Source organism: Streptomyces sp. IMTB 2501, from assembly GCF_001953885.1.
Classification (GTDB): Bacteria; Actinomycetota; Actinomycetes; order Streptomycetales; family Streptomycetaceae; genus Streptomyces.
Map to the genome: position 1 here is coordinate 104,245 of NZ_MQUS01000018.1, position 24,091 is coordinate 128,335.

Sequence of the window (24,091 nt, forward strand, 5' to 3'; positions counted from 1 at the left end):
CCTGATCAGCCCCGGTTCTGTACGTGCTGGTAGCCGAAACGGCCCTTGATGCAGAGATTGCCGTGGGTCACCGGATTGTCGTGCGGAGAGGTGACCTTCACGATCTCATTGTCCTGCACATGGAGCGTGAGGGTGCAGCCCACTCCGCAGTACGCGCACACCGTGGCCGTCTGCGTCTGCCGCGACTCGTCGTACGCCGGGGCACCCATGGTCAGGATCGGCAGGACGTTGACCAGCGTCTCCACGTTGTTCTCGACCGTCGGCCTGCCGAACAGCCCCTTCTCCACGGGGAACGGCGGCTTCGAGCGCGGCTCGCCCCGGTACCCCTCGATGGAGTTGAACAGGGCCGTCTCCTCCCCGCAGATGTACGCCCCCGCGCCCCGCCGGATCTCGATGTCGAAGGCGTAGCCCTGACTGAGGATGTCGTCGCCCTGCAGACCGCGGACGCGCGCCTGGTCGACTGCGTGCTGCATACGTTGCACCGCTCGCGGATATTCGCCGCGGATGTAGAGGAAGCCCCGGTGCGCGCCGATCGCATATGCCGCGACGGTCATCGCCTCGACCAGTGCGTGCGGGTCGCCCTCCATGATCACGCGGTCCTTGAAGGTGCCCGGCTCGGATTCGTCGGCGTTGCAGACGAGGTGGTGCGGGTGGTCGGGCCGGGACGCCGTGGCCTGCCACTTGCGGCTGGCGGGGAAGGCGGCGCCACCGCGCCCCACCAGACCGGAGTCGCCGACCTCGCGGATGACTCCGGCGGGCCCGAGCGCGAAGGCCCGGCGCAGCGCGGTGTAGCCGCCGTGCGCGCGGTAGTCGTCCAGCGAGGCCGGGTCGACGACACCCACCCGCCGCAGCAGGACGAGGTCCTCCTGGCCCGCCTGGGGCACCGCCACGGCCGCCGGGGGCTCCTCGGGCGCGGAGCCGGGCGCGTCGGCCGCGCGCAGGGCGCCATCCACGGTCGCCGGCGCCGCCACCGCCGTACGCACCGGATCGCCCGCCCGGATCGCGAGGGCCGCAGGGGCGCGTGCGCACAGGCCGAGGCAGGGACTGCGCTGGACACCGACCCCACTGCCGAGTCGCTCCGCCCCACCGGCGCACAGGTCGTCGGCTCCGGCCGCCGCGCACGCCAGGTCGGTGCAGACGTGCAGCACGGTCGCCGGGCGGGGCTCGACCGAGAACAGCGCGTAGAAGGTGGCAACCCCGTACGCCTCGGCCGGCGGCACGGTAAGCCGGCGGCACAGGTAGTCGAGGGCGCCCTCGCTGATCCAGCCGATCCGGTCGTTGATCGCGTGCAGCCCCGGCAACAACAGGTCGCGGCGGTCCCGGGCCGCACGGCCGCCGCGCGCCCACCGCAGGTCCGCATCGCTGCGGCCGGCACCCTCCCAGGAGGACTCCGGCGGGCCCAACAGGGCGTCCACGGCGGCCCGTTCCTCATCCGTCGGTTCGCTGTCGCCGAAGTGCAGGTCCACCAGATCACCTCACGACGGTCGCGACGGGGAGTTTCTCGATGCGGATCGCCGACGCCTTGAACTCCGCCGTCCCGGCGATCGGGCAGTTGGCCTCGATCGTCAGCTGGTTGGTGTCCACCTCGTCGGGAAAGTGCATGGTCATGAAGGCCAGACCCGGGCGCAGGGCCCGGTCGATCCAGACCGGGGCCACGACCGAGCCCCGCCGCGAGAACACCTGGACCTCCTCGCCGACGCGTTCCGCGCCCGCGAGCCGGCGCTCGACCGAGACGCCGACCGCGCAGCCGAGGGCCTCGGCGACGGAGAGCGTCTCGCGCATCATCGTCTCGATGACCCGGCGGGTGCCGCCGTGCAGACACATCTGCCGCATGGTGGCGCGGGCCAGGGCGCTGATCGGGTTGAAGGAGATGTTCCCGAACAGCTTGATCCAGATGTCACCGCGCAGCTCCGGCCCCACCGGGCACTTCAGCCCGCCGGTCCGCATGGCCTCGCTCAGGTCCCGGCAGCGCGGCGAGAGGCTGCGGTCCGGCTCGCCGACGGAGAACCGGGTGCCTTCCAAGTGCCGTACGACACCGGGGGACTGGAGTTCCGTGGCCGCGTAGACGACACAGCCGACGGCCCGCTCGGGGGCGAGGACCCGGCTGACGGCGCCGCCCGGGTCCACGCTTTCGAGGCGGTGGCCGTCATAGGGGCCGCCGTGCCGGTGGAAGTACCACCAGGGGATGCCGTTCTGTGCTGCCACCACCGCCGTGCGCTCGTGCAGCAGCGGTGCGATCAGCGGCCCGCACGCCGCGTACGCGTTGGCCTTCAGGCCGAGAAAGACATAGTCCACCGGGCCGACCTCGCCGGGATCGTCGGTGGCGTGGGGCGCGCGGTGAAGTCGCCGCGCAGGCTGAGCACACGTACTCCGTGCTGCCTCATGGCCGCGAGATGCGGTCCACGGGCGATGAGATGCACTTCGGCGCCGGCGCGGTGGAGCGCGGCACCGACGTAGGCGCCGATGGCGCCGGCGTCGAGAACTGCCACTTTCACGGGGCACTCCGTTCGGTTTGAGAGATACCGCGGAGGTCGGAGACCGAATCCTGTCGACGAAATATTGTCTGCAGTATGGAGTTTGGCTCGACAGGGGTTCGGACGCCGGCCGTTCGGCGCTCCGGACGTCGCTCCTCGCATACGATCGATCCGTTGTCTTCTCAACTACCTTGTGCGGACGTACCGTTCGGGTTCATGAGCAGTCCCCCTGTCGCCCCCGCGGGCTGGAGCCGCTGGCTCGTCCCGCCCGCCGCCCTCTCCGTCCATCTCTCCATCGGCCAGGCCTACGCCTGGAGCGTGTTCAAGCCGCCGCTCGAATCCGCGCTGCACCTCGACGGCACCCAGAGCGCGCTGCCCTTCCAGCTCGCGATCGTGATGCTCGGTCTGTCCGCCGCGTTCGGCGGCACCCTCGTCGAGCGCAACGGACCGCGCTGGGCCATGACCGTGGCCCTGGTCTGTTTCTCCTCCGGCTTCCTGATCTCCGCGCTCGGCGCCGAGACCAAGCAGTACTGGCTGATCGTCCTCGGCTACGGCTTCGTCGGCGGCATCGGCCTCGGCATCGGCTACATCTCGCCGGTCTCCACCCTGATCAAGTGGTTCCCGGACCGGCCCGGCATGGCCACCGGCATCGCCATCATGGGCTTCGGCGGCGGCGCGCTGATCGCCTCGCCCTGGTCCGCGCAGATGCTCTCGTCCTTCGGTGGTGACAACGATGGCATCGCCCTCGCCTTCCTGGTGCACGGGCTGTCGTACGCCGTCTTCATGACTCTCGGCGTGCTCCTGATCCGGGTGCCGCGCACCGAGGGCCGTGCGAACACGGCGGACGTCCCGAGCGCGGTCGAGGGGGTGCGGGTCTCCGCGAACAGCGCGGTACGCACCCCGCAGTTCTGGTGCCTGTGGATCGTGCTCTGCATGAACGTGACCGCCGGCATCGGCATCCTGGAGAAGGCCGCCCCGATGATCACGGACTTCTTCGCCGCCAGCTCCACCCCCGTGTCGGCGTCCGCGGCCGCCGGGTTCGTCGCCCTGCTGTCCGCCGCCAACATGGCGGGCCGCATCGGCTGGTCGTCCACCTCCGACCGGATCGGACGCAAGAACATCTATCGCGTCTACCTCGGCGTCGGCGCGCTGATGTACCTGGTCATCGCCCTCTTCGGGGACTCGTCCAAGCCGCTGTTCGTGCTCTGCGCACTGGTGATCCTCTCCTTCTACGGCGGCGGCTTCGCCACGGTCCCGGCGTATCTGAAGGACCTGTTCGGCACCTACCAGGTCGGCGCGATCCACGGCCGGCTGCTCACCGCCTGGTCCACGGCCGGTGTGCTCGGGCCGCTGATCGTCAACTGGATCGCCGACCACCAGAAGAACGCCGGCAAGCACGGCTCGGACCTGTACACCCTGTCCTTCGGCATCATGATCGGGCTGCTCGTCGTCGGCTTCGTCGCCAACGAGCTGGTCCGTCCCGTCCACGTCCGCCACCACATCCCCGCCCCGAGGGAGGCCGCCGATGCCGAACGACAGCAGCCCGCCTAGCCCGGACCGCCGTGCGCTGATCGCCTTCGCCTGGCTCTGGGTCGGCGCGCCCTTCGCCTACGGGGTGTACGAACTCGTACAGAAGGCGACACAGCTGTTCAACAGGTGAGTCCTGCGAAAGGCCGGGCGTCCGAGCGTCTGCAAGAAGCCGACAACTCGGGCGCCCGATTCCTGTGGCTTCACCTGCCGTCGTACTCGTGGGTCACTGATCAGACTGGGGGATCCCGCTACCCACGGCCCACGAGGGGACCCCGCCATGAACGGCTCGCGCATCGCCGCCATCGGCCACTATCAGCCCGCCCGGGTGCTCACCAACGAGGACCTGGCCGGGATGGTCGACACGAGCGACGAGTGGATCAGCAGCCGGGTCGGCATCCGGACCCGGCACATCGCCGGCCCCGACGAACCGGTCGACGAGCTGGCCGCGCACGCCGCCGCCAAGGCCCTCGCCGCCGCCGGTCTGACCCCCGCCGACATCGACCTGGTCCTGGTCGCCACGTCCACGGCGGTCGACCGGTCCCCGAACATGGCCGCCCGGGTCGCCGCCCGGCTCGGCATCCCGCAGCCGGCCGCGATGGACGTCAACGTGGTGTGCGCCGGGTTCACGCACGCGCTGGCCACCGCCGACCACACCGTCCGGGCAGGCGCGGCCACCCGGGCGCTGGTCATCGGCGCCGACAAGATGTCCGACGTCACCGACTGGAGCGACCGCACCACCTGTGTCCTGGTCGGCGACGGGGCCGGGGCCGCCGTCGTCGAGGCGTGCGCGCCGGGGGAGGAGCCGGGGATCGGGCCGGTGCTGTGGGGGTCGGTGCCGGAGATGGGGCACGCCGTGCGGATCGAGGGCACCCCGCCCCGGTTCGCGCAGGAGGGCCAGGCCGTCTACCGCTGGGCCACCACCCGGCTGCCGGCCATCGCCCGCAGTGCGTGCGAGCGGGCCGGTGTGGGCCCGGAGGACCTCGCCGGGGTCGTCCTGCACCAGGCCAACCTGCGCATCATCGAACCCCTGGCCGAGAAGCTCGGCGCCGTCAACGCGGTGGTCGCCCGCGATGTCACCGAATCCGGCAACACATCGGCGGGCAGTGTCCCGATGGCCTTCTCCAAGCTGCTCGAACAGGGAGCGCTCAGCGCGGGCGATCCGGTGCTGCTGTTCGGCTTCGGCGGCAATCTGTCGTACGCGGGGCAGGTCGTACGCTGCCCGTGAGTGGATGGCGTCAACCGTTGTGTGAATGAAGTCCGGTGCCCTGGGCCTGGATTTTGCGCACCGTAGACTGTAGACAAAAGACAATCGATACTGAGAGTCCAGCGTCCACGCGTCAGACCTGTCCAGTCAGACCGTCCAGGAGGGGGACCGCGATGTTGTCGACCGGACTGCCGCACGGGGCAGTGCCCAAGCTCGAACGGCCCGGACCGTTGCGCGAGCGTGTCTACGAGGCACTGCTCGAACTCATCACCACCCGCGCCCTGCAGCCCGGCCAGCACCTGGTCGAGAGCGAGCTGGCCGGGCACCTCGGTGTCTCCCGGCAGCCGGTGCGCGAGGCGCTGCAGCGGCTCAACACCGAGGGCTGGGTCGATCTGCGGCCCGCGCAGGGCGCGTTCGTGCACGAGCCGACCGAGGAGGAGGCCGACCAGCTGCTGACCGTGCGCACCCTGCTGGAGGCGGAGGCGGCCCGGCTGGCCGCACTGCACGCCGACGCAGCCGGGATCCAGGCGCTGGAAGAGGTGTGTGCCGAGGGCGAGAAGGCCGTCGCCGCCGACCAGGTGGACCGCGCCGTGGCCCTCAACGCGGCGTTCCACGCCAGGATAATGGAACTGGCGGGCAACGCGGTCCTCGCCGAACTCGCCGCCCAGGTGGACCGCCGGGTCCGCTGGTACTACACCCCGGTGGCCCGGCAGCGCGGGCGCCAGTCCTGGATCGAACACCGGGAACTGATCCTCGCGATCGCCCACAACGACCAGGAGCGGGCCGCCCACCTGATGCGCGCCCACACCGAACACACCCGTCGCTCGTACCACGAGCGCCAAGGATCCTGACCACGTACGGATGCCGGCCGCGACGAGGGCCAGGGCATGCGTGTTCCCCCTCCCGCGATCGGTGAGCGGACCGTGGAGGGGGAACACCGCGAGGCTTGTTCAGGACATCGGCCGCGTCCTCGGGGCCGTCGCGGCCGCCGTACGGCCGTCCCGGCCCGGCTGGCGCAGCAGCAGCGCGATCGCCGCCGCCACCATCGACACACCGCCGGCCAGCGCATAGGCGCCGTTGTAGCCCCAGGCGCCGACCACCATGGAGCCGAGACCGCCGCCGAACAGGCCGCTGACCAGCTTGCCGCTGTAGACGAGGCCGTAGTTGGTGGCGTTGTAGTTCTCGCCGAAGTAGTCCGGGGTCAGTGCGGCGAACATCGGGTAGAACGCGCCGCCGCCGAAGCCGGACAGGAAGGCGAAGAACAGGAACAGCCACTCGCTCTTGATGTCACCGGCCCAGATGACGCCGAACTGGGCGAGCCCCAGGACCACGATGACGAACACCAGGGACGTCTTGCGGCCCCACAGGTCCGACAACCAGCCGACGACCGCCCGCCCGACGCCGTTGATGACCGCCATGACACCCATCGAGGACGCCGCGACCAGTGGGCCGAAGCCGATCTGTTTGGCGTAGTCGACCTGGAAGGAGATCCCGAAGATCGACACACCGGCGGTCATGACGATGCTGACCCACATCAGCGGCAGCATGCCGGTCCTGATGGCCTCCTTCGGGGTGAACTGCCGCACCGCCGGCGGGTTCTTCGCCAGGCTCGCCACGCTCTTGCCGCCGGCGGAGTGCGACAGCGGGTCGACGTCGGCCGGCCACCAGTTCTTCGGCGGGTCCTTGAAGAAGAACGCGCACACCGCGACGACGATCAGCACGTACACGCCGATAAGGTCCAGCACCTCGTCGTAATCGCGCGTGTCGAAGGCGTAGTTGAAGACGAAGATGAAGGGCAGCGAGCCGTAGGCGAAGCCGCCGTTGACAAAGCCGGTCTTCGCGCCGCGCCGTTCCGGGAACCACTTGCCGACCATGTTGATACAGGTCGCGTAGATCAGCCCGGAGCCCACACCGCCCACGACACCGAAGCCGAGGATGGCCGGCATCACGTTGTCGAGGTGGGACAGGGCCAGGAAGCCGAGCAGACACATCGCGGCGCCCAGGAACATCGCGCAGCGCGCCGTGAGGATGCCTCTCTCGCGCAGCCAGCCCGCCGGGAAGGCGATACCGGCCTGGAAGAACACCCAGACGCTCAGGATCCAGAAGGTGTTGCTCTGGTTCCAGCCGTGCGCGGCGGACAGCGTGTCCTCGGCGGAGCCGTAGGCGTACTCCGAGACACTGATGGCCATCATCGCGATCCACGGCAGATACACCATGAGCTTGCGGGAGTGGCCGAGGATGTCACGGTCCGCCTCGCCGACGCGGTAGACCCGCCCCCGGGAATCGGTGACTTCGCGGTACGAACGGTCCGCCGAACCGGGATCGGCCGGCGTGTTCCTTGTTGTCGGATCAGCCGTCATGTCAGGCCATCTCCTCGCCGAGGGGGTGGGGATTGGGGACGACGCGCCGGACGCTGAGCCTGCCCGGCGCTCTGAGGAACAGCGCCACCACGGCGCAGACGAGCCCGGTGCAGCCCGCCAGCAGGAACGCGGAGTGGGGGTCCCGCGCGGCGTACGCGGCGGCGCGCGTGCCGCCGCCGGCGGCGACCGGCAGCAGCCAGGCGCCGGTGAGCAGTCCGTGGACGCTCGCGCTGTGGTTCTCACCGAAGTGGTCCGTGGCCAGTGCGGTGACCAGCGCCAGGACCGCCGCACCGGCGGCGGCGGTGACCGCGGCACAGCCCAGGAGGAGCACCCCGCCGCCCGCCCGGGCCGCCACAAGCATCCCGAACTGGGCGGCGGCCAGCAGCAGACAGGCCGTGATCAGGGCCGTGCGCCGCCCCGAGCGGTCCGACAGAGCGCCGGCGGCCGCGGCCCCCGCGGCGCCGCCCGCGACGGTCACCGACCACACCGCCTGGCCGCCGAGCCCGAGTTGTCCGCCGTACGCCGTGAGCAGGCGGATGCCGAGCACGGTGACGCCGGCCGCGCCGAGCAGGCACAGCCACATCAGCCACAACACCGGGCTGCGGGCGGCCTCGTGCAGGGTGTGGTGGCGTACGGCGGGCGGGTTCTTCTCCCGTGCGCGCCGGGCGACGGGATCCGCCGGCACGGCCCGTGGGTCGGGACGCGGTGGCCACCAGTTCCGCGGCGGGTCCTTGAGGAGCCGGCCGGCCCCGGCCACGACCACGGCCGCTCCGGCTCCCGCGGCGGCGAGCAGGACCTGCGGGTCGGCCCCGCGCACCGGGGCCAGGAGGAACGGTACGGCCCCGAGGGCGAGCCCGCTCGCCACCGCTCCCGTGGGGCCGCCCCGGCGCTCCGGCCACCACCTGCCCGGCAGCGTCAGACAGGTCCCGTGCACCAGCCCGGCGCCGGCACCGGCGGACACGGCGAAGACGAGCCGGACGGCGGCGCGGTCCGGAGCGGCGGCGAGCGCCAGATATCCGAGGAGGGTGCCGAGCGCTCCGGTCGCCATCGCCGCGCGGGCGGAGAGCCGGCCGCTGTCCCGCAGCCGCCCGGCCGGTACGGCGACGGCCGCCTGGGACAACGCCCACAGACCCACCGGCCAGTACAGGTCCCCGCCCCACCGGTGAGCGGCACGGAGACCGGCCTGCGCCGCTACGAACGCGTACGCGGCACCACTGATGCCCGCCAAACCCGCCCAGGGCAGGACGACCATCCAGATCCGGCCACGGCCCAGCAGGTCGGCGTCGCTCTCGCCGACCCGGTAGACGCGGCCCCTGCGGTCCCTCACCTCCCTGCACAGCACGGAGGCGGGGGAATCGATCGTTTCCATCGTGCGACTCGCACCCCTTGCGTCGAAAGTTCTGGCCGGCGCCCCCTGTCCCATACCTTTCGTGCGCGCTCGGGTCCCGGGGCCGGCCGACGCGCACCGCCGGCCGGCCCCTCCGTCACTCACGTCATGAACCGGCCCCCGGCAACCCGGCCGCCCGCGCCCACCGAGCGGTGTCCAGCCCGGGGACAACCCCCGGACCCCCGGCCGGTGCCGGAGCGGGCCCCGTCATCACAGGAGCCCCGCGGCCCGCGCCCACCGATACTTCGCACCCAGCGCGGCCACCGGCTTCTCCGTCGTGTACGGGTACGCCACGACCCCCCGCTCGAACAGGTACTGACAGGCCTCCTCGACCTCGACGTCCCCCGCGAGCGACGCCACGACCGGCTTCTCGATGCCCCGCTCGCGGAACTCCGCGACGACCCGCGCCGTCAGCTCCGCGAACACCGTCGGCGGCGTGACGATGGTGTGCCAGTAGCCGAGCACGAGCGCGTGGATCCGCGGATCCTCCAGACCGAGCCGGATCGTCGCCTCGTACGTCGACGGCGGCTCGCCCCCGGTGATGTCGACCGGGTTGCCGGCCGCGCCGAACGGCGGGATGAACCGGCGGAACGCCTTGTCCAGGTCGGGCGGGATCTCCATCAGGGACAGCCCGTTGTCGGTCACCGCGTCCGACAGCAGCACACCGCTGCCGCCCGCGCCGGTGATGATCACGACGTTGTCGCCCCGGGGGGTGGGCAGGACGGGCAGGGCACGGGCGTACTCCAGCATGTCGTTCAGCCCCGGCGCCCGGATGACTCCCGCCTGCCTCAGGATGTCGTCGTACACGGCGTCGTCGCCCGCGAGCGCCCCGGTGTGCGAGCCGGCCGCCTTCGCGCCCGCCGCCGTACGGCCCGCCTTCAGCACCACGACCGGCTTCTTCGGCACCGTCTCCCGGGCCGCATCCACGAACGCCCGGCCGTCCTTGAGGTCTTCGAGATGCATGGCGATGCACTCGGTGTGCGGGTCCTCACCGAACCAGGTCAGCAGGTCGTCCTCGTCCAGGTCCGACTTGTTGCCGAGTCCTACGATCGCCGACACACCCGTCTTCGTGGTGCGGGCGAAGCCCAGGATCGCCATGCCGATGCCCCCGGACTGGGAGGTCAGCGCCACCCCGCCCCTGACGTCGTACGGCGTGCAGAACGTGGCGCACAGATCCTGCCAGGTGGAGTAGTAGCCGTAGATGTTCGGGCCGAGCAGACGGATGCCGTGCCGCTCGGCGATCTCCACGATCCGCGCCTGCAGTTGGTGCTCGCCGGTCTCGGCGAAACCGGACGGGATGAGGACGGCGTTCGGGATCTTCTTGCGTCCCACCTCCTCCAGGGCCGCGGCCACGAACGGGGCCGGAATGGCGAAGACTGCCACATCCACCTCACCGGGAACGTCCGTGACGCTCTTGTACGCCTTGCGGCCCAGAATGTCATCGGCCTTGGGGTTCACCGGATGGATCTCCCCGGAGAAACCGCCGTCGAGGAGATTGCGCATGACCGAATTACCGATCTTGCCCTGCTCGTTGGACGCGCCGATGACGGCGACGGACGAGGGCTGCATCAGCCGGCGCATCGTCGACAGGATTTCGTCGCGTGTATACCGCCGACGAGATGGTGCCGACGACTCGGCGAGGATCACCCGGATGTCGGCGGCCATCGCTCCGTCGGGCGTGGCGATCACCGGATTGAGGTCCACCTCGGCGATCTCCGGGAAGTCCGCGACCAGTTGGGAGACCCGCCGGATCTGTTCGGCGACCGCCCACCGGTCCACACCGGCCTGCCCGCGCACCCCGCGCAGGATCTCCGCCGACCGGATGGAGTCCAGCATCGACACCGCCTCGTCGGCGGTGACCGGCGCCAGGCGGAACGTCACGTCCTTCAGCACCTCGACCAGTACACCGCCGAGCCCGAACGCCACCACCTTCCCGAACGTCGGGTCGGTGACCGCGCCGACGATGACCTCCTGCCCCTGCGGCAGCAACTCCTGCACCTGCACGCCCTCGACACGGGCCGCGGAGTCGTACGCACGCGCGTTCTCGATGATCCCGCGGAAAGCGGCCCGTACGTCCGCCGCGCCCTCGACGCCCACCACGACCCCGCCGGCGTCGGTCTTGTGCGGGATGTCCGGCGAGACGATCTTCATGACCACCGGCCCGCCGAACCGCGCCGCAGCGGCCACCGCCTCGTCCACGTCCGCCGCCAGTGCCTCGCCCGGTACGGCGATCCCGTACGCGTCGGCGATCACCTTGCCCTCGGGCGCGGTCAGCGCGGTACGGCCCTCGGCGCGCACCGCGGCGAGGAGGGCGCGCACCTTCGGTACCCGGTCTTCGGCCATCACGTCAGATCACTCCGTTCGACTTCAGCAGGCGCAACTCCTCGTCATCGAGGCCGAGTTCGCCGACGTAGACCTCTTCGTTGTGCTCGCCGAGCAGCGGTGAACCGGTCACCTCGACGGGGGAGTCGGACAGTTTGATCGGGCTGCCGACGGTGGTGAATTCGCCGCGTTCGGGGTGGGGGACGCGGACGACCATCTCGTTGGCGGCGAGTGAGGGGTCCTCGACGATCTCCTTGGTGGAAAGGATCGGCCCGCACGGGATGTTGTGCGCGTTCAGCTTCTCCAGCACGTCCCACTTGGGCAGGGTGGAGGACCACTCCTCGATCAGCTGGAACATCTTGTTCAGCTTCGGCAGCCGGGCCTCGGGGGTGGCCCACTCGGGGTCCTCGGCCAGCTCGGGCCGGCCGATCAGCTCGGTGATCGGCCTCCAGCCCACCGGCTGGACGATGACGTAGACGTAGTCGTTGGGGCCGCCGGGGGCGCACTTGACGGCCCAGCCGGGCTGGCCGCCGCCGGAGGCGTTGCCGGAGCGGGGGACCTCGTCGCCGAAGTCCTCGTTGGGGTACTCGGCGAGCGGCCCGTGGGCGAGGCGCTGCTGGTCGCGGAGTTTGACGCGGCACAGGTTGAGCACGGCGTGCTGCATGGCGACGTTGACACGCTGGCCGCGGCCGGTGCGTTCGCGCTGGAAGAGTGCCGCCAGTATCCCGGCCACTGCATGCACTCCGGTGCCGGAGTCACCGATCTGAGCGCCGGTGGCGAGCGGGGGGCCGTCCTCGAAGCCGGTGGTGGCCATCGAGCCGCCCATGGCCTGCGCGACGACCTCATAGGCCTTGAAGCCGGTGTAGGGGCCGTCGCCGAAGCCCTTGATGGAGGCGTAGACGATCCTGGGGTTGATCTCCTGGATGCGTTCCCAGGTGAACCCCATCCGGTCCACCGCACCGGGACCGAAGTTCTCCACCATCACATCCGAACGGCGGATCAGCTCGGTGAGCAGTTCCTTGCCGCGCTCGGTCTTGGTGTTCAGGGTGATGCTGCGCTTGTTGCAGTTCAGCATCGTGAAATACAGCGAGTCGACGTCGGGGAGGTCGCGCAGCTGTTTGCGGGTGATGTCGCCGGTGGGGGCTTCGAGCTTGACGACGTCGGCGCCGAGCCAGGCCAGGAGCTGGGTGGCGGAGGGCCCGGACTGGACGTGGGTCATGTCGAGGACGCGGATGCCCTCAAGTGCCTTTGCGGTCATGGGCGTCGACCTCACTTGTACATGGTCTGGTTCATGGTTCCGGGGGCGTAGGCGTCCGGGTCGACCCAGACGTTGATCAGCGACGGCTTGCCCGACTCCCGGGCCCGGCGCAGCGCGGGGGCGATGCCGGCGGGGTCGCGGACCTCCTCGCCGTAACCCCCGAGCAACTGGGCGAACTTGTCGTACGCCACGTCGCCGAGGGTGTTGCCGACCCGCTCGCGGTCCTTGCCGTACTTGACGGCCTGGCCGTAGCGGATCTGGTTCATCGAGGAGTTGTTGCCGACGATGCCGACGAAGGGCAGGTCGTAGCGGACCAGGGTCTCGAAGTCCCAGCCGGTGAGGGAGAAGGCGCCGTCGCCGAAGAGGGCGACGACCTCCTTGTCCGGGCGGGCCTGCTTGGCGGCGAGCACGAAGGGGACGCCGACGCCGAGGGTGCCCAGCGGGCCGGGGTCCATCCAGTGACCGGGCGACTTGGGCTGGACCACCTGCCCGGAGAAGGTGACGATGTCACCGCCGTCGCCGATGTAGATCGAGTCCTCGGTGAGGAAGTCGTTGATCTCGCTGACCAGGCGGTAGGGGTGGATGGGCGAGGCGTCGGACCTCAGGCTCGGCAGCCGCTTCTCGATCGCGGTCTGCTCGGCGGCGCGCAGCTCGTCCAGCCATTCCTTGCGCCTGGACGCCCCACCGTTGACGCGCCCCAAGGCCGCCTCGGTGACCGACTTCAGGACCAGGCCGGCGTCGCCGACGATGCCGAGGTCGATGTCCCGGTTCTTGCCCACCGTGCGGTAGTCCAGGTCGATCTGGACGACCTTGGCGTCGGGGGAGAGGCGCTTGCCGTAGCCCATACGGAAGTCGAAGGGGGTGCCGACGATCACGATCACATCGGCGTTGGAGAAGGCATGGCGCCGGGAGAGCTGGAAGTGGTGCGGGTCGCCGGGCGGGAGCGTGCCACGGCCGGCGCCGTTCATGTAGGCGGGGATGTTGAGGGTGCGCACCAGCTCGACGGCCGCTTGCGTGCCCCGGGTCGTCCACACCTGGCTTCCCAGCAGGATCGCCGGCTTCTCGGCGTGGACGAGCAGGTCGGCGAGCTGCTCCACGGCCTGCGGATCGCCCGCCGAGCGGGTGGAGGCCCGATAGGCGCCGGGCTTGGGCACCCGGGCCTTGTCCGTGGGCACCTTCGCGTCCAGGACATCACGGGGGATCTCCAGGAACGAGGGCCCCGGCGCACCGTGGTAGCACTCGCGGAACGCCATCGACACCATGTCCGCCGCGCGAGCCGTGTCCGGTACCGTCGCCGCGAACTTGGTGATCGGCGCCATCATGTCCACGTGCGGAAGGTCCTGCAGCGACCCCATCTTGTGCTGGGTCAGCGCACCCTGCCCGCCGATCAGCAGCATCGGCGACTCCGCCCGGAAGGCGTTGGCGACCCCGGTGACGGCGTCGGTCGTCCCCGGGCCGGCGGTGACCACCGCGCAGCCCGGCTTGCCCGTGATCCGGGCGTAGCCGTCGGCGGCGTGTGCGGCGACCTGCTCGTGACGGACGTCGACGACTTCTATGCCCTCGTCGACGCAACCGTCGTAGATGTCGATGATGTGGCCACCGCACAACGTATAGATGCGGTCGACTCCCTCGGCCCTCAGTGCCTTGGCGACCAAGTGCCCACCGGAGATCACGTCTTGGGTGTCGTCGGGCATGGCGAAGTCCTGTCCCTTTCGTAGGGGTCTGGGCGGCCCGCAGTTGTCCTATGTTGTCCCGTATGCGTACTACGGTACGCCGTATGCGGTAGATTGCATACAGTCGACGAATACTGTATGAAGCTTGTTATCCCGCATCCCGGTGGGCGGTGTCCAGGGGGCGTGCACGCTTTTCAGTCACCGAAATTCGGCCACTCTCCGTCACTGGCGCTGACTCGACGGTGACTCACCGATATCTGCGCAGGCGTCGCGCCACCGCGACGAGCCGGCGGACAGGAGCCGCGCATGGACCTGTCCGAACACCAGGCACGACAGCTGTTCGAGGAGTACGGCATCCCCGTGCCGCGGGCCGAGGTCACCGACTCGCCCAAGGAGGCCCGCGAGATCGCCCGCCGGCTCGGCGGCCGGGCCGTGGTCAAGGCCCAGGTGAAGACGGGCGGGCGGGGCAAGGCGGGCGGGGTCGGGCTCGCCGCCACCCTGGACGCGCTCACCGCGCACCGCGATCTGCTCGCCCTGCTCCTCGTCTGGGAGATCGGCAAGCCCTGGCGGCTCGCCGTCGCGGACGTGGACCGGGCGATCGACGGCGTGCGCTGGTACGCCGACGGCATCGAGCCCATGCTCTCCGGCCGGACCCCGCTGGACGGACCGGTCTCCAACATCGCCGGCTGGAACTACCCGATGAGCGTGCTGGTGCACGCCGCCCTCGTGCAGGCCCTGGCGGGCAATGCCGTGATCGCCAAGACCTCGACCGACGGCGGGGTGGCCTGCCTCACCCTCGCCATGGCGCTGGCCGCCCGCGAGGGGGTGCCTGTCACCCTGGTCGGCGGCAGCGGGCGGGAGCTGAACCAGGCGCTGGTACGGGCGCCGGAGATCGGTTGTGTGTCCTTCGTCGGTGGCCGCGACACGGGTGCCGACGTCGCCACGGCCATCGTCGGCCTCGGCAAACGGCACATCCTGGAACAGGAAGGGCTCAACACCTGGGGCATCTGGGACTTCTCCGGCTGGGACCGGTTCGCCGCGGTGATCCCCAAGCTCTTCGACTACGGCAAACAGCGCTGCACCGCCTACCCGCGCTTCGTCGTCCAGCGGTCCCTGTTCGACGCGTTCCTGGACGCCTACCTGCCTGCGGTCCGCGCCGTCCGCGTCGGTCATCCCCTGGCGGTCGCGGACCCCGCCGACCCGCTCCCCGAACTGGACTTCGGTCCTCTGATCAACGCGGCCAAGGCCAAGGAACTCACTGACCAGGTGGCCGAGGCCGTAGACCGGGGCGCCGTACCCCTGTACCGGGGCTGCCCCGACGACGCGCGTTTCCTTCCGGGCCAGGACACCTCCGCATACGTCCACCCGGTCACCCTCCTCAACCCGCCGCCGTCCTCCCCACTGCACCACGCGGAACCCTTCGGTCCCGTCGACACGATCGTCCTGGTCGACACCGAGGCCGAGCTACTGGCTGCCATGAACGCGTCCAACAGCGCACTGGTCGCCACGCTCGCCACGGACGGCCGGGCCACCTACGACCGGCTCGCCCCGCAGATCCGCGCCTTCAAGACCGGGCACGGCGTTCCCCGCTCCCGCGGCGACCGCGCCGAACTGTTCGGCGGATTCGGCGCCTCCTGGCGTGGCGCCTTCGTCGGTGGCGACCTCCTGGTACGCGCCGTGACCCAGGGCCCGGCGGGGGAGCGACTGTCCGGTAACTTCCCGGAGTACCAGCTCACGCGTTGACCATCACGGCGCGTATACGAGATCTCGCATCCTGCATACGGTCGCCGATCTCGGCGGCCCGGGCTTTCTCCGGGCCGCCACCCACCACACGGATACGCAGGTGAAACGCACTCCGAAACCTTGGTATTGTTGTCCATGTCGCCGCGGGGAGCACTTCCGGCAAGGCGACAGACACCTAGTCCGGGTGGCGGAATGGCAGACGCGCTAGCTTGAGGTGCTAGTGCCCTTTATCGGGCGTGGGGGTTCAAGTCCCCCCTCGGACACTCCTTATAGCGATACGGAATCGAGGGCCTCGACCTTACGGTCGCGGTCCTCGTTGCGTGTTCGTAGCTGATAGTGACGCCCAGGTCGTCGTAGAGCGGACCTTTCCTCTCGACGGCGGCGGTCTGGATGCGCTCTGCAATATCTCCAAGACTCTCAGCAATCTGCCAGATCTGACGCGCGTCGAGCGGGGATTGCTTCTTCCGGCGGACGGTGGGGGCGCGTCGAGCTTCTTCTGTGCCGCGTCCTTGTCCCGCTGGGCCTCGTTGATCCACTGGGTGACGACGGCGGGGTCGGCCCCTGGCGTCGAGGGCTGCTTGCTAGCGGGCGAGCCGCCGCGCGCAGTCCTTGATCGCGTGGCGTGCTTGGGCCTGCTCGGGGGTCTGGGGCTCTGCGGTGCTTGCTGCGACGCTCGCGTGGGTGAGCGCAACGATGGTGGCGGAGAGCCGGTCGGGGGCGAAGGCGCGGGCGATCCACCGGTCCAGGGCCTGGCAGACGATGTCTTCGCGCAGGTAGACGGTGCGCGGGTGGGTGAGGTCGGGGTAGAGGGCTGCTTCTTCCTCTTTGAACTCGCACCGGTAGTAGACGCTGCTGCGGATGCTGGCGGGCTGCATCTTGCGCCCGCACAGGCTGCACCGGACCCGGCCGCGTAGCGCGTAGGGGCGCGCGCCCCGCTTTCCGGCGCGCTCCTGTCGCCCCTGGTTGCGGGCGCGCTGTGTGCGCACGGTGCGGGCGGCATCGAAGAGATCGGGGCTGATGATCGCTTCGTGGGCGGGCTCAACTGGTCGCGCGCGTGCGCATCGCGAGTGTTCCGGACGAGCAGGGCCGATGCATGGGAATCGCGGTGGCTTCCGTGATCCCGCTTGGCGCGTCGGCCGCGACCATGGACGCTCGGAAGCGGGCATGAGGTCCAGCGCGCATCAGCCGATCGATGGCGCACACACCGCGGTGGCTTCCTGCCGTCGGCTCGCTGTCCGGGTGTGGTGTCCGGGCATGCGGACTCTCGGCGTGCCGAGCGGTCATGCCCAGCACCTTGAGTGGACCGCCCAGCAGTTTCTTGGTCTGCTGGTGGTACACCTGCCCCCACGACTTTGACCAGCACGAATGGGGGAGTTCAAAGTCCGGGTGCCGTTCGACTTCCGCCTCGTAGGCCGCGGTTGGGGTCATCGTCGACGGGCGCCTCCACGTGGCGAGGCCGAGCGGTATGCCCTGGCCATCCGTAGCAGGAAGACCGTCTCGCCCGCGAGATCCCTGCTGCCGGACGAGCCGAGATTCACCTTTTGCCGGGTGGGTGCGGAGTCTTGGAGCTTCGCGTTCAGTGCACCCTTGATGAAGTGGGCCAGTTCGTGGGCGCCCAGGTCCGCGGCCTTGCCCCACCGTGGTGACTGGCCGGGTGACCGGGGTGCCGGGGCAGGTGGGATGTAATCGGTGAGCGCCAGAATCGCGTCCCTCGTTTCGATGACCCTGCGATAGGAGAGCACGCTGTACGGGACCTGGGGCCACAGCACGTCCCATATGCGGTGCCGCGGCTTGGCCAGGGCTACGTGCGGAACGGCGGTGACCAGATCGTTCCACATCGGCCACAGGCGCCAGGCGACGGCGATGTTCGACAGTGCCCGCCGGAGCAGGACGAAGGCCGGCACCATGATGGCCAGGGCGCGCAGCACGGCGTGCAGATCCATGAGCAGTGCGAGCCAGGGCAGCGGCCATGGTCCGCCGGTGGTGACCCGGACGAGATATCCCAGCCAGAAGACGCTCACCAGTCCCGTACCCAGGCCGAACAAACGCAGGCTCATGGCCAGGGACCGGTTTCCGGAAGCCGTGCCATAGCGCAGGCACAACAGGACGCAGAGGGCGTTGGCCACCAGATGCGTGCTGATGAGAAGCAGCCAGTAGAACCGCGAGGGCGCCGGTGGGCCGGTGGCGGGGACGCCGATGCGCAGGTGTGGCCCGGCCGCGAGGTCCAGTGAGAGCAGGACGGTCAGGACGGAACCGACCGCGAGGCCGAGGGCAATCCTGAGCCGGCGTACGTCGGTGGTGGCCTGGGCGACGAAGTACAGCACTGCTCCCGCGGACAACACACCTAGAACATTCCGGATCACGGCGACCACGTTCGCCTCACTGTGGCGAGTGGCCGCGCCGATGACGGAGGGCAGATTGAGCGTCATCGCTGCGGCCGCGGTGGCCACGGCCAGCCAAACGGCACGCTGCGGCGCCGAGCGCAGGCCGGCCGGGCCGCGCAGCAGTACGGCGATCCACAGCAACAGCACGCTGGGCAGTTCGAGCCGGGCGCCGAGTGCCGCGACGCCGTGGGTCACGGTGTGTCGCGCGGCCGGTCCACGCCCATGGCCACTTCCAGCCGGCCGAGGATGCCGTCCGGTTGCTGACGGTACGGGTTGTGGATACGGCTGCCGAGGAGGCTGGCGAACAGCTCCGCTTCCTGTTCCTCACGTGTGGCGTAATTTGTACGCCGAAGGAGGCTTTGTACCGAGCGGACATCGAGATCGGGCAGGAGCGCCCCCCAGCTGCCCTCATCGTCCATGGACATCGTGCGGTGATTGAACAGCAGGTGCCCGATCTCGTGGAGGACGATGTGCTCCTGGTGGAGCGGCGCGGTGCGGTGTTCGTAGAAGATGTGGTCCTCGGTATCCGTGGCGAGCCACAGTCCGCACATACCGTGGGTGGATGCCTCGGACGGCAGAGTATGGAGACGCAGCGGTCTCGCGCGCCGGGCGGCGAGATGTTGGCACAGGGCCTCGACGGACAGGGCGTGGGGGAGGTCGAGCCGGTCGATGACCGCTTGACAGCGTCGACGCAGCTTGAGGGATCCGTTCGACATGAGCGTCCGCGTCGGGGGCCTTTCTGGTGGGGAGATCACTGCCTGTGGGCTTCGCGGCGGTCCGGCTGTTCGCCGGCGTCGTGCTCCTCCTCTCCGGCCCGGTCCAGGTTCTCCACGCGGCGGGCTTCGTTGACGATGGTGAGGAGGGCGTCCAGGCTCCCGGGGGACAGCCCCTCGGCGCGCAGCGCGAGGCGGCGCACCTTGGCGTCGCGCAGCGCGGCGGCGAGCGCCAGCTGCGCGGTGATCCGGCGCGAGACCTCGTCGTTGACGAAGTACTCCAGCGGGACCCCGAAGAACTCAGCCAGGACGCCCAGTTGTTCCAGCGTCACGTTGCGCTTGCGGCCGGTCACGAGCTCCCACAGATAGGTCGCCGAGATCGTGCCGCCCGTGCTCTCCCGGATCATCCGGGCGAGCCGTGTGTAGCCGGGGCGCTTGTGCTCGTCGGGATACAGCGCGGCGATCAGTCCACCGAGCCGGTCGCCCAGGTCGTGCAGCAGAGGTCGCGCCGTCTCACCGGGAGTTGACTCACCACTGTCCATGGGTCGCCTTTCGGGCTGCGAAGCCGTGGCCGCGCGGGTGGCTCCGGGGCCTGCAGTCGTGTCCGCTGGAGTGGACGGAGCCCACCCGCCTTCAGTGTGGCCGCTCTTGCGCCGTGTGGTGATCGTATTCCGGTCAACATCAGCACGGTTGACGTCGGAATCGTTTCGTTCGAAAGCGAAGGAGGATCGAGTCGTACGGAGTGCCGGTGGAGGGCGATGACCTGGCAGGGGATGTCGGCGGCGGCTTTCGGAGCCGGATCCACATCTCTTGGGAGGCTGTGTACCGTGGTGGCCGGAGCAGTGCGGTCCGCTGTGGCGGACACGTTGACGTTGTGCCGTCCGCTGTCTAGCGTCGTGGTGCGTCTCGGGCACTGTGTGCATCAGACCTTTGTCGGCCCCTTCACCACAGTGGAAGGAAGAGTCGTGTCGGTGGGCTTAGCGCGACGGGCGGACCGCCCGGACGAGGCGGCGGACCAGACGGCAGAGCGAGCGGCGGACCGGGCGCCGGACCAAGCGGCGGATCGGTGGCGGACGCACCCGGACGGCCGGTCCGGGCCCGTCACCCTGCCGCTCGACGAACTGCAGCTCGTGGACTCGCCGCGCACTGGCGGCCTGGACACGGCCCATGTGCACAAGCTCGCCCGCATCTCCACCCCGCTGCCGCCCATCCTGGTCCACCGGCCCACGCTCCGCGTCATCGACGGCGTGCACCGGGTGCACGCAGCCCGGCTGCGCGGCGACGACCGGATCGACGTCCGCTACTTCGTGGGCACCGAGGAGGACGCCTTCGTCGAGGCGGTACGGCGGAACACCTCGCGCGGCCTGCCGCTGACCCGTGCCGACCGTACGGCCGCCGTTGTGCGGATACTCGGCACCCACCCCCAGTGGTCGGACCGGCTGATCGCCTCGGTGGCCGGGGTGACCGCGGGCACCGTCGCGGCGGTGCGGAGGCGTTCAACTGTCCAGGACCAACAGTTGAACGTGCGCAGGGGACGGGACGGCAGGGTACGGCCGGTGGACCCGGCCGAGGGCCGCAGACGCGCCGGACTGTTGCTGGGCGAACGGCCGGACGCCACGTTGCGGCAGATCGCGGTCGATGCCGGCATCGCCCTGGCCACGGCCCGCGACGTCAAGGCGCGCATGCGGCGCGGCGAGGACCCCGTGCCCCGGAGGTTCCGCGGACCCGACACGACCGCCGCCCCCGACGCGCCCACGCCGCCCACCCCGCCTGCGCCGCGCGCGGCGGCGCAGCCCGCCGCGGGGGTCGGTGACCCGGGCATGGCGCTGCTCTTGACACAGCTGCGGAAGGACCCCTCGCTGCGGCTGACGGAGGCGGGCCGTGCGCTGTTGCAGATGATGAGCGTCCCGCTGCTGCTGCAGGGCGACAGGGCGCAACAGTTCGTGGAGGCCGTACCCGGGCATCGCACCGCCTCGGTCGTCCAGCTGGCGCGCGGCTGTGCCCAGCGGTGGCTGGAATTCGCGGAGGAACTGGAGCGTCGTACCTGAGAGTGAGGCCGAATCCGGCTTCGTGGAACTGGACTTGGGCCGGACTAGAGGTGATCGGCGCCCAGATCCTGCGAGATGGCGCGGGCGCAGCTCCTGACCGCGGAGACCAGGTGCTCGAGCACCGCCGCGTTCTCGCGCACCTGCGCTGCGAGCGCGGACACGCTCACGGCGGCCACGGTCGCCCGGTGCCGGTCGTGGACGGGCGCGGCGATGCAAACCAAGCCGTCGCGCACCCGGTCCGGCGCGCTGGCCCAGCCCCGCTCCCGGGTGCCGTGCGGCAGCTCCGGCGCGAGGGCAGCGGCGCCACTCACCCCGGGGCGATGGGCCGCCAGCACCGTGCCGAGCGCGGTCCCCATGACCGGTACCACCTGTCCCGTCTCCTGGACCTGCCGGGTGCTGTCGCGCCGGAAGACGTGATGGACGATCAGCACGCCCGCGGGGTGCGGCACCCCCACGCGCACTGCCTCTCCCGTTGCCCTGGCCAGGTCGTCGGCCCAGGCCAGGGCTCGCGCGCGTAACTCGTGGGTGCGCAGCCAGGTGCCGCCGAGGCGCACCAGTTCGGGGCCCAGCCCGTACGTGCCGGACTCCGCGTCCCGCTCGACCAGGCCCTCCTGCTGGAGCGTGCGCAGGATGCCGTGGACGGTGCCCTTCGGCAGGCCCAGGGCGGAGGCCGTGTCGGACAGGCCGTACCGGCCCTCCCCGGTGCCGAACAGCCGCAGGACTGCCGCAGCGCGGGACAGGGACTGGATGGAACCAGGCATGCTGTGGCCTCCTCGGGTCCGGCCGGCACCGACGGCACCGCGGGCGTGAGTGTGCCATGCATCGAACGCGCTGAGGAGACCATTCAACGGCTCTCCCACGCCGCGCGGGCAAAGAATCATCAACAAAAGCGTCCGGACAGCGGCGTCCACTTCGCGGGAAAACAAAAACGGGCGATTGCGGGTTGAAATCACTTGCTCGCCCGCTTCCGGTGCATGCAGGATGCAGGCAGTGAGCTATCCGTATTCCATCGCCGGACGGAGTATTGGACCCCCATGCAGCATCCGACGAGTATGCAGACCATCAAGAGCCTGCGCGGGATCGTCAGTCAGGATCCAGCCGTACATCTCAATTGCCGGGTGCATCAGACGTTGGCACTGGTAGCCGCGCGGACGTCCGCGGCCGACCTTCTCTATTACCGGTCCCTTTATGATTCGTACCGGATCTTCGATCACTGCTATCTACGGAAGGAGTTGCGTTGGTCGTATCCCTATCCCTACACTGAAGAGGACAGCCTGAACAGGCTGGGATTCACCAGAGAAAGCAGGGATCGCATCGATCTCGATGAATTCCTGGAGCTGGTCTCGGCGGGAATCTCCCGGGATGAAGCGGTCTCCTTCTTCGCACCCCGGGCAGAATTCGAGTACCAGGCCGACTACCTGGACCGCATGGGACTTCCCCGGTCGGGTTTTCTCCCGCACTCCTTCCTCGCCTGCGGCGTGGACCGGCCGGTCACCCAGCTGCTCATCAGGGACGATGCCACCGACAACCACGAGTTCACCGACTTCGTCGTGCCGTGGCGCATCGTGCGGGCCGGCTGGGAGGCCGCTCCCGAGCAGTGGTTCACCGACGTGCTGGTGCTGCACAGGACCGAGGAGGCTCCGGCCGGCTCCTTCGCAGACGTGTACGGCGCGCACGTCCTCGGTCTGACCGACGAATTCGAGATGTACGACCTCCTGCACGACCGGCTCGCCGGCGAACACGACGGCTGGCCTGTCTACGCCGCCCCCGGCCTCAACTGCCTGTCCATGCTGGCGGGAGCGCGCCTGCAGTTCTGCCGCTTCCTACGGCACACCCGGCACTCCGACCGGGTCAAGGAGACGTACCGGCGCAACATGAAGTCCCTGTGCGCCGTACTCGACGAGGCGACGCTCAACCACGTCGCCCGGGATCCCGCCGCGGACGACCGGATCAAGCGCGGCCTTTACGCCCTCAAGCGGCGTGAGACGAGCGCGCTCCGGCTGCTCCGGCAGGAGATCGAGAAGTTCCAGGACGCCGGCATCGAAGCGGTGCGCTTCCCCGAGCCGGCCACGCACGGATCCCGATGACCGGCCGGCCGGGCCGAGAACGCCCTCGTCCCGGCGGCAGAGCGTACCGAAAGAGGAGATCAATTGCGCGCAAGGATATTCCCCGGGCAGGGAGCCCAGCGGCGCGGCATGGGTGCGGACGTCTTCGAGCGATTCCCCGAACTCACCGCCCGCGCGGACGAGATGATGGGCTGCTCCGTGGCAGAACTGTGCAGCGAGGACCCGGAGGGAAGGCTGCGGCAGACGCGCTACGCGCAGCCCGCCATCTACTTCGTCAACGCCCTTCTGCATCTGGCGGACAACGGCGAGCCCGAAGGATTCGACTACTTCGCCGGACACAGCCTCGGCGAGTACAACGCGCTGGTCGCGGCCGGCATGCTGGAGATCGTCGACGGACTGGAACTCGTCTGCCGACGCGCCGAGGCGATGGCCGAGATCACCGGCGGCGCCATGCTGGCCGTGCTCGGCCTGACCCCGCAGGAGGTCGAGTCCCTGCTGCTCGCCGAGGGCGTGGCGGCCGTGTACCTCGCCAACTGGAACTCCGACCGCCAACTCGTGGTCGCGGGGGACCGCGCCGGAGTGCGTGCGTTCGGCAGGGCCGCCGTCCGCGCCGGCGCGACCAAGGTCACCCCGCTCAACGTCAGCGGCCCCTTCCACACCCCGCTCATGAACCCCGCCCGGCTGCGCTTCGACAAGGCGCTCGCGGGCTGCGTCTTCAAGCCCGGTGATGTACCGGTCGTCTCGTCTACCACCGGCGAGATCGTCGACCACACCGGCGTCCGTGACGTGCTGAGCACGCAGATCAGCACGCCGGTGCAGTGGGTAAGGACAGTCCGGGCCCTCCGGGAACTCGGTGTGACGCGGTTCAGCGAAGTCAACGGCACCACCCTGACCAAACTCGACGCCCAGATCGGCTGACTTCCGCACGC

General features: G+C 70.0%; 19 protein-coding genes, 1 tRNA gene and 2 pseudogenes. 9 read left to right on the forward strand and 13 right to left on the reverse strand.

Annotation, left to right across the window (positions count from 1 at the left end; translation table 11 throughout):
* Nucleotides 1-5: 5 nt before the first annotated feature.
* From AV521_RS28300 to AV521_RS28305, 3 genes and pseudogenes are all read right to left on the reverse strand, one after another.
* Nucleotides 6-1,466 carry an NAD(P)H-dependent oxidoreductase subunit E gene (locus AV521_RS28300; RefSeq protein WP_079249434.1) on the reverse strand — a complete coding sequence of 487 codons (1,461 nt, stop codon included), beginning with the start codon at nt 1,464-1,466 and terminating at the stop codon, nt 6-8.
* Between the two features lie 4 nt (nt 1,467-1,470).
* Nucleotides 1,471-1,698: pseudogene (locus AV521_RS50125) on the reverse strand (molybdopterin dinucleotide binding domain-containing protein); the annotation flags it as partial.
* Nucleotides 1,690-2,495 (reverse strand): annotated as a pseudogene (locus tag AV521_RS28305) (2-dehydropantoate 2-reductase); the annotation flags it as partial. The pseudogenes AV521_RS50125 and AV521_RS28305, both read right to left, overlap by 9 nt.
* Before the next feature lie 195 nt (nt 2,496-2,690).
* On the opposite strand from AV521_RS28305, the gene AV521_RS28310 reads away from it, so the two are divergent.
* The 4 genes from AV521_RS28310 to AV521_RS28320 all read left to right on the forward strand — a co-directional run bounded on the left by AV521_RS28310 (nt 2,691) and on the right by AV521_RS28320 (nt 6,059).
* A complete protein-coding gene (locus tag AV521_RS28310; RefSeq protein ID WP_076092038.1) occupies nt 2,691-4,025 on the forward strand; it encodes an OFA family MFS transporter in 1,335 nt (444 codons plus the stop codon).
* The gene (locus tag AV521_RS51185) at nt 4,000-4,134 is read left to right on the forward strand and encodes a hypothetical protein (RefSeq protein WP_256725703.1); all 135 of its coding nucleotides are present in this window, start codon (nt 4,000-4,002) and stop codon (nt 4,132-4,134) included. The genes AV521_RS28310 and AV521_RS51185 overlap by 26 nt, the downstream gene beginning before the upstream one ends.
* 147 nt (nt 4,135-4,281) lie before the next feature.
* Nucleotides 4,282-5,229 carry a beta-ketoacyl-ACP synthase III gene (locus AV521_RS28315; RefSeq protein ID WP_076092040.1) on the forward strand — a complete coding sequence of 316 codons (948 nt, stop codon included), beginning with the start codon at nt 4,282-4,284 and terminating at the stop codon, nt 5,227-5,229.
* 152 nt (nt 5,230-5,381) lie between these two features.
* Nucleotides 5,382-6,059 (forward strand): GntR family transcriptional regulator, encoded by a 678-nt coding sequence (locus AV521_RS28320; RefSeq protein WP_076092042.1) that lies wholly within the window; start codon nt 5,382-5,384, stop codon nt 6,057-6,059.
* A gap of 99 nt (nt 6,060-6,158) precedes the next feature.
* Here AV521_RS28320 and AV521_RS28325 read toward each other — a convergent pair whose 3' ends face one another.
* The 5 genes from AV521_RS28325 to AV521_RS28345 all read right to left on the reverse strand — a co-directional run bounded on the left by AV521_RS28325 (nt 6,159) and on the right by AV521_RS28345 (nt 14,229).
* Nucleotides 6,159-7,568 carry an OFA family MFS transporter gene (locus AV521_RS28325; RefSeq protein ID WP_079249435.1) on the reverse strand — a complete coding sequence of 470 codons (1,410 nt, stop codon included), beginning with the start codon at nt 7,566-7,568 and terminating at the stop codon, nt 6,159-6,161.
* Between the two features lies 1 nt (nt 7,569).
* Nucleotides 7,570-8,937 (reverse strand): MFS transporter, encoded by a 1,368-nt coding sequence (locus AV521_RS28330; protein ID WP_076092044.1) that lies wholly within the window; start codon nt 8,935-8,937, stop codon nt 7,570-7,572.
* Nucleotides 8,938-9,165: 228 nt separating this feature from the next.
* Complete coding sequence (locus AV521_RS28335; RefSeq protein WP_076092145.1) at nt 9,166-11,298, reverse strand: acetate--CoA ligase family protein; 2,133 nt, start codon at nt 11,296-11,298, stop codon at nt 9,166-9,168.
* Nucleotides 11,299-11,302: 4 nt separating this feature from the next.
* Nucleotides 11,303-12,535, reverse strand: a complete 1,233-nt coding sequence (gene frc, locus AV521_RS28340; protein WP_076092046.1) for a formyl-CoA transferase — start codon at nt 12,533-12,535, stop codon at nt 11,303-11,305.
* Nucleotides 12,536-12,546: 11 nt separating this feature from the next.
* Entirely contained in the window at nt 12,547-14,229 is a 1,683-nt protein-coding gene (locus AV521_RS28345) for a thiamine pyrophosphate-binding protein (RefSeq protein WP_076092048.1), read from the reverse strand.
* A gap of 285 nt (nt 14,230-14,514) precedes the next feature.
* On the opposite strand from AV521_RS28345, the gene AV521_RS28350 reads away from it, so the two are divergent.
* Both AV521_RS28350 and AV521_RS28355 read left to right on the forward strand, forming a co-directional pair.
* A complete protein-coding gene (locus AV521_RS28350; RefSeq protein ID WP_076092050.1) occupies nt 14,515-15,951 on the forward strand; it encodes an aldehyde dehydrogenase family protein in 1,437 nt (478 codons plus the stop codon).
* A gap of 178 nt (nt 15,952-16,129) precedes the next feature.
* Nucleotides 16,130-16,214: transfer RNA gene (locus AV521_RS28355), tRNA-Leu, on the forward strand.
* 318 nt (nt 16,215-16,532) lie between these two features.
* Here the strand turns inward: AV521_RS28355 and AV521_RS28360 are convergent.
* The 4 genes from AV521_RS28360 to AV521_RS28375 form a co-directional block, all read right to left on the reverse strand.
* The gene (locus AV521_RS28360; protein ID WP_143658659.1) at nt 16,533-16,937 is read right to left on the reverse strand and encodes a recombinase zinc beta ribbon domain-containing protein; all 405 of its coding nucleotides are present in this window, start codon (nt 16,935-16,937) and stop codon (nt 16,533-16,535) included.
* 438 nt (nt 16,938-17,375) lie between these two features.
* Nucleotides 17,376-18,530 carry an MAB_1171c family putative transporter gene (locus AV521_RS28365; protein WP_076092054.1) on the reverse strand — a complete coding sequence of 385 codons (1,155 nt, stop codon included), beginning with the start codon at nt 18,528-18,530 and terminating at the stop codon, nt 17,376-17,378.
* A complete protein-coding gene (locus tag AV521_RS28370; protein WP_076092056.1) occupies nt 18,527-19,051 on the reverse strand; it encodes a hypothetical protein in 525 nt (174 codons plus the stop codon). The genes AV521_RS28365 and AV521_RS28370 overlap by 4 nt, the downstream gene beginning before the upstream one ends.
* 35 nt (nt 19,052-19,086) lie before the next feature.
* Nucleotides 19,087-19,590 carry a hypothetical protein gene (locus AV521_RS28375; RefSeq protein WP_256725704.1) on the reverse strand — a complete coding sequence of 168 codons (504 nt, stop codon included), beginning with the start codon at nt 19,588-19,590 and terminating at the stop codon, nt 19,087-19,089.
* A 423-nt stretch (nt 19,591-20,013) separates the two neighbouring features.
* Here AV521_RS28375 and AV521_RS47880 point away from each other — a divergent pair, with 423 nt between their 5' ends.
* Nucleotides 20,014-21,096: a cell cycle transcriptional regulator TrcR gene (locus tag AV521_RS47880; RefSeq protein WP_218639369.1), complete on the forward strand. Its 1,083-nt coding sequence runs from the start codon at nt 20,014-20,016 to the stop codon at nt 21,094-21,096.
* Between the two features lie 44 nt (nt 21,097-21,140).
* Here the strand turns inward: AV521_RS47880 and AV521_RS28385 are convergent, their stop codons facing one another.
* Entirely contained in the window at nt 21,141-21,857 is a 717-nt protein-coding gene (locus AV521_RS28385; RefSeq protein ID WP_076092058.1) for an IclR family transcriptional regulator, read from the reverse strand.
* Between the two features lie 273 nt (nt 21,858-22,130).
* On the opposite strand from AV521_RS28385, the gene AV521_RS28390 reads away from it, so the two are divergent.
* Nucleotides 22,131-23,183, forward strand: a complete 1,053-nt coding sequence (locus AV521_RS28390) for a hypothetical protein (protein ID WP_076092060.1) — start codon at nt 22,131-22,133, stop codon at nt 23,181-23,183.
* A 63-nt stretch (nt 23,184-23,246) separates the two neighbouring features.
* Nucleotides 23,247-24,080: an ACP S-malonyltransferase gene (locus tag AV521_RS28395; RefSeq protein ID WP_143658661.1), complete on the forward strand. Its 834-nt coding sequence runs from the start codon at nt 23,247-23,249 to the stop codon at nt 24,078-24,080.
* Nucleotides 24,081-24,091 lie beyond the last annotated feature (11 nt).

Coding starts and splice junctions, on each gene's coding strand:
- AV521_RS28390 (WP_076092060.1), top strand. CDS start 22,131: ATGCAGCATCCGACGAGTATGCAGACCATCAAGAGCCTGCGCGGGATC.
- AV521_RS28325 (WP_079249435.1), bottom strand. CDS start 7,568: ATGACGGCTGATCCGACAACAAGGAACACGCCGGCCGATCCCGGTTCG.
- AV521_RS28320 (WP_076092042.1), top strand. CDS start 5,382: ATGTTGTCGACCGGACTGCCGCACGGGGCAGTGCCCAAGCTCGAACGG.
- frc (WP_076092046.1), bottom strand. CDS start 12,535: ATGACCGCAAAGGCACTTGAGGGCATCCGCGTCCTCGACATGACCCAC.
- AV521_RS28350 (WP_076092050.1), top strand. CDS start 14,515: ATGGACCTGTCCGAACACCAGGCACGACAGCTGTTCGAGGAGTACGGC.
- AV521_RS28335 (WP_076092145.1), bottom strand. CDS start 11,298: ATGGCCGAAGACCGGGTACCGAAGGTGCGCGCCCTCCTCGCCGCGGTG.
- AV521_RS28315 (WP_076092040.1), top strand. CDS start 4,282: ATGAACGGCTCGCGCATCGCCGCCATCGGCCACTATCAGCCCGCCCGG.
- AV521_RS28310 (WP_076092038.1), top strand. CDS start 2,691: ATGAGCAGTCCCCCTGTCGCCCCCGCGGGCTGGAGCCGCTGGCTCGTC.
- AV521_RS28330 (WP_076092044.1), bottom strand. CDS start 8,937: ATGGAAACGATCGATTCCCCCGCCTCCGTGCTGTGCAGGGAGGTGAGG.
- AV521_RS28370 (WP_076092056.1), bottom strand. CDS start 19,051: ATGTCGAACGGATCCCTCAAGCTGCGTCGACGCTGTCAAGCGGTCATC.
- AV521_RS28345 (WP_076092048.1), bottom strand. CDS start 14,229: ATGCCCGACGACACCCAAGACGTGATCTCCGGTGGGCACTTGGTCGCC.
- AV521_RS28385 (WP_076092058.1), bottom strand. CDS start 21,857: ATGCCTGGTTCCATCCAGTCCCTGTCCCGCGCTGCGGCAGTCCTGCGG.
- AV521_RS51185 (WP_256725703.1), top strand. CDS start 4,000: ATGCCGAACGACAGCAGCCCGCCTAGCCCGGACCGCCGTGCGCTGATC.
- AV521_RS28375 (WP_256725704.1), bottom strand. CDS start 19,590: ATGGACAGTGGTGAGTCAACTCCCGGTGAGACGGCGCGACCTCTGCTG.